We start from the raw sequence: 11,987 nt of genomic DNA on the forward strand, positions 1-11,987 counted from the left end.
TTCTCACTCCCCACGATACGTCTTCGGATCGATGCCATCCGGCACGCGCCAGCCGTTAGCTGCAATTCGGTCAATCAAACGCTTAGCAGCCTCAAATGACCAAGTTCCCACATGCTGAAAGCCACGCCCCTCAAGGAAGCGGATTTGCTTTGGCGTTGTCAAACCTTCTTGCCGTCTCTTGTCCAAGCGTTCCAGCAGTTTCGCCGCCTTACCGGCATTGTCGATCTCGTCCGGGAAAATTCCTAGCTTCTCGAGCGTGCGAATTTGCTTTTCGCTCGGCGGAGCCATTTCCCATCCAAATGCCGGCACATAGCTGGACAGGTCTTCCGCCTGGATGCTCATTTCAAATTGCAGCGGATCGACGAGTTTCCGCTTCCGGCGCTTCATCTCTTCGAGCTGCTTCGCCAACGCTTCCTCGCGAGCGGCAACAACATCTTCTTGCGCCTGCTTCTCGACAGCCTCCAGGTCCAGCGGAATGCCGGCTTGTTCGATCTGCTTGGTCATGGCCTGGGCGATCTCTTCGTTCTCCGCGATGAGATGCGCCGGGTGACAAAGCTCGTGTCGCTCCGTATGCCACAGGAAGTCAAGCAGCAGCAACTCCGTCTTGCCGGGATACAGCCGGGTACCGCGCCCGACCATTTGGCTGTATAAGCTGCGGACCTTCGTCGGCCGCAAGACGACAACACAATCGACGCTCGGGCAGTCCCACCCTTCCGTCAGCAGCATCGAATTGCAGAGGACATTGTATCGGCCAGCGTCGAAATCGGCCAGGATTTCCGCCCGGTCCGGTGATTCGCCATTGACCTCAGCCGCCCGGAACCCAACTGAATTCAGAATTTTTGTAAATTTCTGACTTGTCTTGACGAGCGGGAGAAACACAACGATCTTGCGATCCCGAGCGGCTTTCCACATTTCGGCCGCGATGGACTCCAGATACGGATCCAAGGCTGTGCCCAGGTCACTGGCTGCGAAGTCACCGGATTGCTGCCTGACTGCTGACAAGTCCAATTGCAAAGGGATGGTTAGCGCCTTGATCGGGCTGAGATACCCCTCTTTGATCGCCCTCGGAAGCGTGTATTCGTAGGCCAAGCTTTCGAAGTAGCTGCCCAGGTTCCGCATGTCGCCGCGATCCGGCGTGGCCGTGACACCGAGCACCTTTGCGCCGGAAAAATACTGCAGCACGCGCTGATAGCTGTCAGAAATGCAATGGTGTGCCTCGTCGATAATGATCGCGTCGAAGTGGTCCGGAGCGAACTGTTCGAGACGTTTCGGGCGCATCAACGTTTGGATGCTGCCCACGACGACCCGGAACCAGCTGCCGATCGATGTCTGCTCCGCCTTCTCTGTCGCGCACTTGAGGCCCGTTGACTTCTCAAGCTTGTCAGCCGCCTGTTCCAGCAGCTCGCCGCGGTGAGCGAGGACAAGCAACCGCTCGCCCAATCGGACCCGATCCTCGATGACTTTGGAAAAGACGATCGTCTTGCCGCAACCGGTCGGGAGGACAAGCAGCGTCCGACGGACGCCGCTCTCCCATTGCGCTTGGATGGATTCCCGCGCTTGCTGCTGGTAGGGTCTGAGATTCATAGGCCCTCCTTAAAACTGTCCGGCGTTCCACCCGCCACCTTGCTGTGCCGGCGGAAACGGCGGTTGCTGCTGATTCGCTGGGCGTACTTCGTCGGCCGGGTAAAACGTCTTCACTTGGTTGTTCGTGCGCTCCTCTCCGTCGCGGCCCTTAAACTTGTTAATCTCCAGTTTCAGGCGTCCGCGCGCGCCGACTACCACGTTCCAATTCATGCGCAACGGCTCACCCTTGCGTTTTTGCCCGATGCCGGCGAAGAAGTTGGACAGCAGTCCTTCCGTTTTCGTATGCAGGAACAGGTTATGGAAGACGACAACGTCGCCATGCTCGGGAGAATGGACGGTTAGCTCCAGCTTGGCTTGGTTGCACGGCGGCATCTTCTCGCTTCCCGGGAAGCGGCCGCGCTCGAATTTCGTAACCGTAAAATCATAGTCCCCCGCGGGAAGGACGACGAACTCGCCGCCATCCTTTTCAATTGTGTCGTCCCAGCTCAGTTCGCGTTCTTGTTGGTTATTCACGTATGATTCCTCCTGATGTTAAAATGGCAAATCTTTTCTTGCTTCTTGAATCATTCCAAACACTTGCGGCCAAGCGCCGACAAGAACACCTTCGATAAAACCGGGATCATAGTTGGCGATCGGCGTATCCGCAGTATAGTAACCCCTTTTTCCGACTACCGTTTGAATCTCCAACTCGCTGACCTGGTTTGCCTCCATCAGATCGCGCAAGGAACGCGGAATATTCGGGCTCAACTGCGGTCCGGTGGTGTCGATCCGCGGTTGTGCTTCTTGCGGCGGCGTCGACGCTTCGGCGGCCGCCGGAGGCGTCGCTGTGGACGGAACGGCGCCGGACGACGACGGGGTCGCGGATGGCGTCGCTGGCGTGGATCCGCTAAAGATATGCGCAATATGCGCATAGTCCAGCGGAAACTCGTCGGGCAGCCCCTGCCGGTTCTTTGCATCCCACGCTGGATGGTGCGTGGCGAACACCGTCCGCTGTCCACCCTGTGCCTTATGCTTGTTCCCATTCTTATCCGCGGCCACCGAGAACGTCTTATAGTTGATGAACAGCACCATGTCCGCCCACTCCTTGACGAGCGCCGCCGTCCGGCTACCGGTCTTAGCGCCCAACTTGAGCTGATACCGGTCATAGGCTCCCATCTCGTCCGGCTGCTCGAATTTGACGATCTGAGAATGGGCGACGAGCACGACATGGAAGCCTGCCTCGATGACGTCGCTTAGGAGATTCAGAAAGCGTCCGAACTCTTCGGCCACGAAGATGTAGCCTTTGCCGTAGCCGAAGTCCTCGACTCCGGTCTTCTGGTGAGCTGCGCAGATACTTTCCACGCAGAGCATTTCAGCCCAGTCGATCGTGTCGATGACAAGAGTCCCGAAACGTTGTGTACCTTGCTGCTTGACCCATCCGATTTGCTGTTTGAGCATTTCCCAGCTCGTCGGCTTGGGCAGTCTCCCGACATCCATTTCGGTGGTCGACCCCTCTGTATCAATAAAGATCGGCCGCGGGAATTTTGCGGCGAGCGACGACTTTCCGATGCCTTCGGGGCCGTACAGGACAACCTTTTTCGCCTTTTGAACTTTGCCACTGATGACCTCGAACATGATTAGAATTCACCTGCTTTCCATGTTGGCCCCGGGTCAATCTCGCCCGGTGGTTGTTGTAATGTGACGCCTTCCTGGCCGGCGACATAACCGTCCTCAATGATGATCGAGCACTCCTCGCCGGTGCTGACGCGCGTCGCGATCGCCTGCAGCCCCTCCTGCTCGAGCCACTGGCCGAATTCGCGCAGCGTCTCCAGATCCATCTGCTCGAGTTTGTCCAGTAGAATAAACCCGCAATTCGGCTTCAACCGGCGAACGATAGCCGTCGCAACTCGGAGCTGTTCGGATCCGCTCATGTTGTCCCAGCGCTGGCCGTTGTAAATCAGCTCGCCATCCTCTACGGACAGGCCCGGGAGAGGCAGATTCGCGTTCGTCAGAAGGTCCGTCTTTTGCTGGCGAACGGCATTTATCTCGGCCGTCAGCACGTCGTATTGCTGGCGGTATTCGTTTGCGTCCGTCTCGGCCTTGTCCTTGTCCAGGTTCGCGCGGACCTTCCGATTGATCTCGTCGATCTGCCGGATATTGGCCTCGAGCTCCACGGTCGATTCGTCGTGCAGATCAAGTGCGTCCTTTTGGGCGATCGCCAAATCATTTTGAAGTTGGCTGTACTTTTCCTGAGCGGCGTTGAGCATCGCCGTCAGTCGGACTACCTCACGGCCCTGCTGTTCGAATTCAGCCTGAATCTGAGAAACGCGCTGCCGCTTACGCTGGTTCTCACCGTTTCGGGCCAGGATCTCCTGCTGCTGCCGGATAAGCTCCGATGCGGAGATCGGCTCCTTCGGCGCGTCCGGGAAGTATGGCTGCTCCTTCGCAAACTTTGCTTTTTGGTCAGCGATCTGGCCGATCGCGTGACGCCGGTTGTAGACCTCCTGCTCCTTGACCTCCAGCTCGTGCAGCCGATCACCGACACCGATGATGCGCAGCAGGATGCCAGCCTTCTCCTTGGCGGAAGCGTTCATGAACTTCGGGAGGTCGATTGCGAGCTCTTCGACGAAGCTATCGAGGAGCTGCTGGCCACCCTTCTGGCCGTTCGGATCGATGACCTTCAGGTCGCTGTTCTTGCCCTTCCGCTCGACGATCAGGCCGTTGCTCAACACGAGGTGCAGGTACGGCGGAACGACCGATCCTTCCCGTTGGGCCTGGGAAGGGCGGTATTTGTTCCCGCCGAGTGCCCAGGCGATGGCGTCCAGAACGCTGGTTTTACCCTGATTGTTCTTCCCGCCGACAACCGTCAGGCCCGCGCTGGACGGCTCGATTTTCACCGCCTTGACGCGCTTGACGTTCTCGATTTCAAGCCTATTGATCTTAATCATGTTTCTCCCCATCCCTTTCCTTTCTTGTTGAAATGCCGTTTTACGATGGATTCAATGTGTTCTGTCATTACGTACACGACTCGGCCGTCGTCTGTCTGCAGCTTGTACCACGAGCGAGCGACGCCCCATGAATCCAAGACCTCCGCAGTTTCGCCGGATTTCAGTTTGACCGTATCGCCTTTAAGGCAAATCATGATGGTCCATCCTTCATCCGAACAAATCGCCCGTAACCCTTTTTCTGCAGGCCACCATCTCCGCCGCAGATCGGGCAAGTCGCGACAGAAAGGTCGACTTCTTCGTAATCCTCAATTGCAAACGAGACGAAGCAGTCGTCGCACTCATAAAAATGCATCATGAGTGGCGGATCTGTCGAAATGGATGGGTTAATACGATGCGGCCACTTATACGGATCTCGCTGCCGTTCCTGGTAGATCATCGTCCGGATGCTCCCGAGTGTGCTGCCGAATTCCTTCGCAATTTCCGCCAGTGGGGTCCCGGACATAAAAAGCTCATGCAGACGCTTTTTGTCGACGACAATCGGTTTCGTGCTCAATCCAATCCCCCCCTCATATTGAGAGTTGCAACTGGCCGACCGTCTCACGGTACCGTTCGAACGTCAACGCACGGCCCGCACCCGTGCAGAGTTCCGGCAGGTTCGCGCGAACGAGCGCTTCCGCGAATGGCGGCGGCACGGAGTTTCCGCACCGGGCGACTTGCGCCGACTTCGGGTATCTCTTGCCGTTGGCGTCCCGGTCGATGATGTAGCATCGCGGGAAGCCCTGCGCGGCGAACAGTTCGTGCGGCTCCAGCATCCGCATGCCAATGTCGACGATCTGGTATTCGGTCCCCTCGATCGTGACGAGGCCGAAGCGGTCCTTTGTCGTAACCGTATGCAGCGGCTCGTCCAGCTGCTGACCATTGTCTGCGCTGCCGTAATATTTCAGGAGGAACGACCGGACCTCGCCGACATGCAGACCACCGGCCGTGATGGTCGGCATCGGCTCTGTTACAGGCTGGCCGTCCGCACACGTCCCGCGTAGTTTGACCAAGTGGCTCGTCACGAGGCCGTATCGGTTCGATGTGTCAAGCGTTAGGATCGGGCGATCCAGAGTCTGTCCTCTAACGTCATGTCCGGCCGTCTCGCTGTGATATTGGGCAAGGAAGGCTGTTACCATGCCTAACGTATGAGCGGCTCCCGCTGGCCGTTTCGCACCATCCCCAGAAGTGATGGTGTGGAGGGGTTCGGTCATCGGATGACCTGTCGCTCCGGTCCGGAACTTCGTTACATGCGGAACGACAACGCCCCATCCGTTCTTGGCTGTTATGGTCTGCAGGGGCTCTCTGACCTCTTGGCCGCGGAACACATCGTCTTTGCTGTGATTAACCTTAATTACGAACGGCCGTGGGTTGTCGATCACGAACCGCTGAATCCCCGGGCGATCCGGCGCATGGTGTTCTCCGCGAGCGGCCGGGCTCGCTGGAAGATACTCGGACACGGGATTGACCAGTCGATGATCTCCGCCGCCGTCCTCCAAGGCTGCAGCCGGCCGGATTTAACCAACTCGCTCTCCGGGTCACCGTGCGTCGGATCCGGCCAGACAATCGGACGGCCGTCGCGGCGGGCGACCAAGAAAAACCGCTTCCGAATCGTCGGCGCGCCATAATCGCATGCACGCAGTTCGCGCCACTCGACCTCGTACCCGTGGCGGCGAAGGGCATTGACGAAACTGTTAAATGTCCGCCCTTTCCGTTTCGGGTCTGGCCAATGTTTACCGTCCGGCCCGACGACGAGCGGTCCCCACGTCTTGAACTCCTCCACATTTTCCAGCATGATAACCCGTGGCCGGACCGTCGCCGCCCAGCGAAGCGCCACCCACGCGAGCCCGCGGATCTTCTTCTCTACGGGCTTGCCGCCTTTCGCCTTCGAAAAATGCTTGCAGTCCGGGGAGAGCCAGCACAGACCGACCGGACGGCCCGCTGCGACCTTGCGGGGATCAACATCCCAAACCGATTCGCAATAGTGTTCCGTCTCCGGATGGTTAGCTTCGTGCATGGCGATCGCCGCGGGGTCGTGGTTGATCGCAATATCAACACTCCGGCCAGTCGCCATTTCGATCCCGGTCGAGGCTCCACCACCGCCGGCAAAGTTATCGACGATGATTTCGTTCATAGTACCTTTCCACCATGCCGACGCGGCCGCGTTGCGTTGTACGCCATCTTCTCGCGGATCGCCGTCTCTAGGTCGATCCCGGCCCGGCCGCAATAATCGAACACGCGAATCACGACGTCGGCCAGCTCGGACGGGATACCGCAGGGCTTATAATCCGGTGTAAGCTGCATAACCGAGTAGCCTTCATCCTTATGCTGATACCAAATGCCGTCAGGCTTATGACCGGCGCGGTAATCCTCCACAGCCTCTGCGATCTCCGTTACGATCAGCATCGCGATCTCCGGGAAGCTTCGCTCCTCGTCCCACCAGCCTTTGTCGATGGCGTTTTGATGGGCTGCCGAGACCAAGGACGTAATGCTTTTCTCCTGCTCACCTTCAAGCGCTAGGGCAAGTTCGTAGATATCCAGCTCTTCGTCCATCAGATAACCGCGCCGGGCTTGGCGCTCCGCCAGCCGCATTTTGATCAATTCCAGATTCATCGTTTAACCTCCGCATTCAAACAATCTGGCTGTTCCGCCAAAATCCATTGTCGTTCTGATGTTTTTCGCGGTTATGTTCCATCAAGGCCTGATAGCCTTTCGTTCCATATATTTGAAGCTTTTTGTATCGGTCGGCTTGAATTTGATCGATCAGCGCATCGACCTCGCTTATCGGAAAGAAATGCCGCTTCCAACCTTCCGGCGTAATCGTGGAATGTGCCTTCTGGCAGCCTCGGATCAGGTTGTATCGATAATTCAGGTGCCTTTTTCCTTCGTGATCGCTGATCCGGACGCTGTTACAAACGCCGAAATCGAGTTTGAGGTAAACGCTGGACGTGGAAAAGGCGTCATATCGCTGAACCGCGAATCCCTCCGATTTCAGCCTCCTAACCAGCTTGTCGGCCACTTCTTTTAAGTGCATCGATTAACCCTTCCTTAGTCCCAGGGACCAGTATGATATTTTTCAAGCTCCGCACGGAGCCGATCGACTTCGGCCTCGGCGGCCAGCGCGCGCCGGATGGCGTACGGCCAGCCTTGGCGGGCGGTGGCGATGAACCGACAGTTATTAATGTGGTTCTCCATCGTTTCCTCGTCCTTGTACCACAACTGGCAAATCCAGTTCGGAAAGGCAACACCGGCATGGGCCACTTGAGATGCCATGGCATGTTCTTGCGATTCCCACGGCCCCGGCGTCGCCGCCTCGCAGATCGCGAGGTCGGCTTCGAGGTCGCGAGTCTCTTCGATCTCGTTATGTTCAGCCTTGGCCGCCGGGGGACGGCGCCTCGCAGCTTTGATCGCCATTCTGGCAGCGGCGCCATTGTCCCGGGAATCAATCCAGCCATTCGCATACATTTCTAGCGCTTCGAGCAAAACGAGCTTTTGCCGCGCGCTTTCGGCCAACTCCGCTTCAAGATTGCGCGGCTCCGACTCGGCCACCCTCTCGATACTGGACATCGAAATCCTCCTCTCTCGTCAGGTCGTCGATACAGACCGGGCATACCCGGCGACCACTCCAACGACGGAGGAACTTCGCCTCCATACGCTGCCCGCAAATTTGACAATCTGGTTTGAGCGTGATGATCTCTGCCTTTAAAACTTTCACCGATTGCCCTCCTCACAGATAAAATTTCAACGTTTCTTTCAGCAATCGATTTTCCTGCTCCAAGCGGATGACCTTCTGTTCGAGATCAAACTCGGAGCTTTTTTTGGCCCAGAGTTCTAGATATTTGGCTTTCCAATCCTCCTGATCTTCAGGTTGAACTGCAGCGGGCATAGTCTTTGCTGGTGTCGGTTTCGTCTTTTTCTTTTCCGGCCGGAATCGTTGCGCCGATACGCCCCATTTCTTTTTCATGCGTCCAAGCGTTGAACTCCCAAGGTCGTACTCCTTGCAAATGACCTCGTCAGACATTCCGCGTTTCTTCAACTCAATGTATTTTTCCTGAGTGAGCTCGAGGCTCATAGAATGTACCTCGCTTTCGTTCAACCCAAGATAAGTTGCCAGTTTATCCTGAATCAACTTTAAAAGGATCGGCCGTTCTTTTCGTTCCCCTGCTATTCGAGCCTGTACAAAAGTCCGTTCGACCGCCGGAAGTTGTGAAAGAAATTCTTTTACGGTCAAGTCGGACATGTCTTGAGTCTGCCCGATCAACTCGCCGATCGTAACATCTTCAATGCCAACCGGCTGCTCAAAGGAAACGGCACAATTTTCGCGCCAACACTTTAATGCACGGGCCGCTTCAACCTCGCTACAGGACAACCGGCTGGCAATTAACGACGGCTTGCATTCTTCCAAATGATTGCGCAGTATTTTGCCAATTAATCGGTAAACGGAACGCGGCACGCGAACGGATGTCCGTCGGCGTTGGATGAAGTCTAGGATCTGTCCACGTATCCACGGGGCCGCGTAAGCTTCGAACTTGGCGCGGCCGTCATACCGATCGAAAGCCATTAGTAATCCAATGCTTCCCTCGCTGATCAGGTCATCCATGTCGATGTGAGCCGCTTGTGCCCAGCGGAATTTTTGAGCGATCGCGTGAACGAGCCTCATATGTTGCTTAACGACGTCATCCTTATGGCCGAGATGGGGATTGAAGTCCCTTTCGCTCATGGCTAGGTTTTTGGGCTTATCGGCTCTCCGCGATCTCGCCTACGCAGGCCTGACAGATCAGCTTGTCGCGGAACGTGCGGAGATTGGTCACACTGCCGCAATGGATGCAGCCGGGTTGGTATTTGCGGATTACGATTTTTTCGCCGTCGACGAAAATTTCCAGCGAATCCTTTTCTTCGATGCCCAGCGTGCGACGCAGCTCCATCGGAATGACAATCCGGCCAAGCTCGTCGATTTTACGAACAATACCAGTAGCTTTCAAAATGAAGCCCTCCCATTTTTCCGCCGATCGTGTTATACTGGCGGTGTCGAATACGATTTTTTTTGAAGCGCGGCCCCGTCTCGGCTCCTACCCCGAGTAAGGGTCGTTTTTCATGCCAAGTACGGATTCCAGGTTCCGGCATCGACCTTTTCAACGAACTCCCGGAACGTAATTTTGTAGCGGATAAAAACGTTAAAATGCGTGTAATACTTGCGGAGTTTGTCCAACCGGACGATTTCCGGGTCGGGCTCGATTACCGATTCCGCCCGCAGCTGGGGCACGATCAGGACGTGCTGCACCGTGTTTCACCTCCTCTCGCAGGTATTCCGTCAGTAATTTGCCGACGCGGGTCAGGATCCGGCTTACCTGTACTTGCGTCACACCAAGACGCCCGGCGATGATGGTTTGCGATTCGCCCCGCATCCGGTACTTAACAGCCCGGCGTTGCTGATACGTCAGCCTATTAAGAAATTCCTCGACCCACGCTCCGGAAAAATCCGCATCATCGGGGATTTGCTCATGAAAGTTGTCGGGACCGTCGTACGAAATGGGGCAATCCAGTGACAAAACCGTTACCTCTCCGGCTTGCAGCGCCTTTTCGATTCGATCCCGGCTGTACCCAAGCTTCCGTACAACTTCTTCGATCGGAGCTTCTTCGAGGATGGAACGCTTAATCTTGAACCAAATATCTCGAGTTGGCCTCGGAATCTGAATACGCTGACCGGTATCTCGAAGATGGCGAAGGATCTGGCCATTAATCGTGGGGACGGCGTATGTTGTGAATGCCAGCCCACGACCCGGATCGAATTTATGAATGGCCAGCATGAGTCCGATATAGCCAGCCGAAACGATATCGTCGTAATCCTCGCCTCTCGCTTTGGCTGCGCCCGCATAACGCTTTGCGACATGATGGACCAAAGAAAGATAATCTTCAGGTTGAATTTGTGCGTTCATTGTTCCTGTTCACCTCCTCTCAAAATCGTCTTTGCACCTCACGCACGCTCATAAACACATTGCTTCCAGCGCGTCGATTTGCCGGCAAATGTCCTGCAACCAGCCGTCGTCTTTGGCCAGATGCGCCTGAAAGGCCAGATTTTGCAGCTCATCCATGCGCCGGACGAGCTCGAGGTTTTGCCGGAGCAGCGGGATCAGCAGCTTGAGCTCAGCCGGGCCGATGATCGTGTTACCCGTGCGATCCGTCGACATGTAAACGATCTCAGCCAGGCGACGGTGGACGGCGTGGATAGCGATCATGAGGTTTGAGCCCCCCTGGGAAGGTAGTTGGCTTCTTCCTGATCCCGAATCCATTGATCCAGTCGCCGACTGCTGAACAGATACCGCGGATTCTTCGAACCTTCCGATCCGTAAACCCGGTGAGGAATCCTTTTTTCGCGGCATAACCGTCGAAGCGTGTAGTCCGACATGTTCAGGTGATCGCAGGCCTCGGCAAACGATAAGGTTCGATCTGGAACGGTGTGAAGCTCTGCGCGAAGCTCATTCATTAGCTCGGCCTTTAATTGTTCGCGCAATTGTTCGACGAAGGCCGCAAAGGTTTGTTCAACCGTCATTTCTTGCGCTCCCTTCAATTCGGTATTTTAAGTACCGTTAAGAGCAAAAAAAATAAATCACAAACGATGGGTATTGACAGTACCATTATTGGAGGCTATACTAATTTTTGGGTAGCATGAATACACCTAAGTACCTACAATGTCCTCAAATAACTGTTCGGGAGTTGAATTTAATTCCTTACACAGTTTGAACATTAACGGGGTACTCGGATTAACCCTACCGTATTCCAGGCTTTTGATGTGCTCAAAGCTTACCCCAACTAAGGTTGCTAACTCTGGTCTGGACAACCCTTTAGCGACCCTGGCAGCGATCAACTCAGTTCTTTTATGAGCACTCATTATAATGGGAATCACCTCTATTCGTTGTGTGCTGTTTCCCATTATAAATGGTACTCAAAGTACCGTCAAGTATTTTAAGTACCCTTTTTTTTCGAAGTGGGAGGTATTTTTGTGGAATCGCTCGGTTCGAGGATCAAAAAACTGCGTAAAGAACGGGGGTTAACGCAAGACGACATAGGCAGGCATTTGGGGATGGGACGTTCGAATGTCGGCCATATCGAGAACGGCAGAACAATCCCTACATCCGAAACTTTGGACAAGATTGCCAATATACTTGGTACCACAACAGACTATCTCCTGGGGCGTTCGAACGATCCTCATGGTAAACCGTATTACTCGCTTACAGACAAAGACGATAAAGATATCGCCAGAAAACTCGAAGCCATGATGAACGAGCTTGAATCCGATTCTGCTTTAGCGTTCATGGGCGAGCCTATGGACGAAGAGGATCGGGAACTGCTCCGCATCTCTCTGGAGAACACATTACGTATGTCGAGGGAGATGGCCAAAAAGAAGTTTACTCCGAAGAAATATAGAAATTAACTCCGGGG

At 55.3% G+C, this 11,987-nt stretch carries 15 protein-coding genes and 1 pseudogene; 1 reads left to right on the forward strand and 15 read right to left on the reverse strand.

The features are described from left to right. Positions 1–3: 3 nt before the first annotated feature. The 15 genes and pseudogenes from JW799_RS02055 to JW799_RS02125 form a co-directional block, all read right to left on the reverse strand. Positions 4–1,584, reverse strand: a complete 1,581-nt coding sequence (locus JW799_RS02055) for a DEAD/DEAH box helicase (protein ID WP_205428517.1) — start codon at positions 1,582–1,584, stop codon at positions 4–6. Positions 1,585–1,593: 9 nt separating this feature from the next. Beyond that, complete coding sequence (locus JW799_RS02060) at positions 1,594–2,097, reverse strand: hypothetical protein (RefSeq protein WP_080833244.1); 504 nt, start codon at positions 2,095–2,097, stop codon at positions 1,594–1,596. A gap of 18 nt (positions 2,098–2,115) precedes the next feature. Further along, positions 2,116–3,198: an ATP-binding protein gene (locus JW799_RS02065; RefSeq protein ID WP_080833246.1), complete on the reverse strand. Its 1,083-nt coding sequence runs from the start codon at positions 3,196–3,198 to the stop codon at positions 2,116–2,118. Between the two features lie 2 nt (positions 3,199–3,200). After that, positions 3,201–4,511: an AAA family ATPase gene (locus JW799_RS02070; protein WP_205428519.1), complete on the reverse strand. Its 1,311-nt coding sequence runs from the start codon at positions 4,509–4,511 to the stop codon at positions 3,201–3,203. Positions 4,512–4,701: 190 nt separating this feature from the next. Then, complete coding sequence (locus JW799_RS02075) at positions 4,702–5,064, reverse strand: hypothetical protein (protein ID WP_139787117.1); 363 nt, start codon at positions 5,062–5,064, stop codon at positions 4,702–4,704. 13 nt (positions 5,065–5,077) lie between these two features. Beyond that, a pseudogene (locus JW799_RS02080) lies at positions 5,078–6,681 on the reverse strand (DNA cytosine methyltransferase). After that, positions 6,678–7,160 carry a nucleoside triphosphate pyrophosphohydrolase family protein gene (locus tag JW799_RS02085; RefSeq protein WP_240353127.1) on the reverse strand — a complete coding sequence of 161 codons (483 nt, stop codon included), beginning with the start codon at positions 7,158–7,160 and terminating at the stop codon, positions 6,678–6,680. The pseudogene JW799_RS02080 and the gene JW799_RS02085 overlap by 4 nt, the downstream one beginning before the upstream one ends. A gap of 16 nt (positions 7,161–7,176) precedes the next feature. Then, complete coding sequence (locus JW799_RS02090; protein ID WP_205428521.1) at positions 7,177–7,581, reverse strand: hypothetical protein; 405 nt, start codon at positions 7,579–7,581, stop codon at positions 7,177–7,179. 14 nt (positions 7,582–7,595) lie between these two features. Further along, entirely contained in the window at positions 7,596–8,114 is a 519-nt protein-coding gene (locus JW799_RS02095; RefSeq protein ID WP_205428524.1) for a hypothetical protein, read from the reverse strand. A 160-nt stretch (positions 8,115–8,274) separates the two neighbouring features. After that, entirely contained in the window at positions 8,275–9,267 is a 993-nt protein-coding gene (locus JW799_RS02100) for a sigma-70 family RNA polymerase sigma factor (RefSeq protein ID WP_205428526.1), read from the reverse strand. A gap of 16 nt (positions 9,268–9,283) precedes the next feature. Continuing rightward, a complete protein-coding gene (locus tag JW799_RS02105; protein ID WP_205432787.1) occupies positions 9,284–9,532 on the reverse strand; it encodes an AbrB/MazE/SpoVT family DNA-binding domain-containing protein in 249 nt (82 codons plus the stop codon). A gap of 189 nt (positions 9,533–9,721) precedes the next feature. Beyond that, complete coding sequence (locus JW799_RS02110; RefSeq protein ID WP_205428529.1) at positions 9,722–10,483, reverse strand: sigma-70 family RNA polymerase sigma factor; 762 nt, start codon at positions 10,481–10,483, stop codon at positions 9,722–9,724. Between the two features lie 48 nt (positions 10,484–10,531). Then, on the reverse strand, positions 10,532–10,783 hold the full coding sequence (locus JW799_RS02115; protein ID WP_205428531.1) for a DUF7667 family protein: 252 nt from the start codon (positions 10,781–10,783) through the stop codon (positions 10,532–10,534). Continuing rightward, entirely contained in the window at positions 10,780–11,097 is a 318-nt protein-coding gene (locus tag JW799_RS02120; protein WP_205428532.1) for a helix-turn-helix domain-containing protein, read from the reverse strand. The genes JW799_RS02115 and JW799_RS02120 overlap by 4 nt, the downstream gene beginning before the upstream one ends. A 126-nt stretch (positions 11,098–11,223) precedes the next feature. Continuing rightward, the gene (locus tag JW799_RS02125) at positions 11,224–11,478 is read right to left on the reverse strand and encodes a helix-turn-helix transcriptional regulator (protein WP_338026206.1); all 255 of its coding nucleotides are present in this window, start codon (positions 11,476–11,478) and stop codon (positions 11,224–11,226) included. Positions 11,479–11,547: 69 nt separating this feature from the next. Here JW799_RS02125 and JW799_RS02130 point away from each other — a divergent pair, with 69 nt between their 5' ends. Further along, positions 11,548–11,979, forward strand: coding sequence for a helix-turn-helix domain-containing protein (locus JW799_RS02130; RefSeq protein ID WP_205428534.1), 432 nt, complete (start codon positions 11,548–11,550; stop codon positions 11,977–11,979). Positions 11,980–11,987: the final 8 nt, after the last annotated feature.

The sequence above is a fragment of the Cohnella algarum genome, from assembly GCF_016937515.1.
Taxonomy (GTDB): Bacteria; Bacillota; Bacilli; order Paenibacillales; family Paenibacillaceae; genus Cohnella; species Cohnella algarum.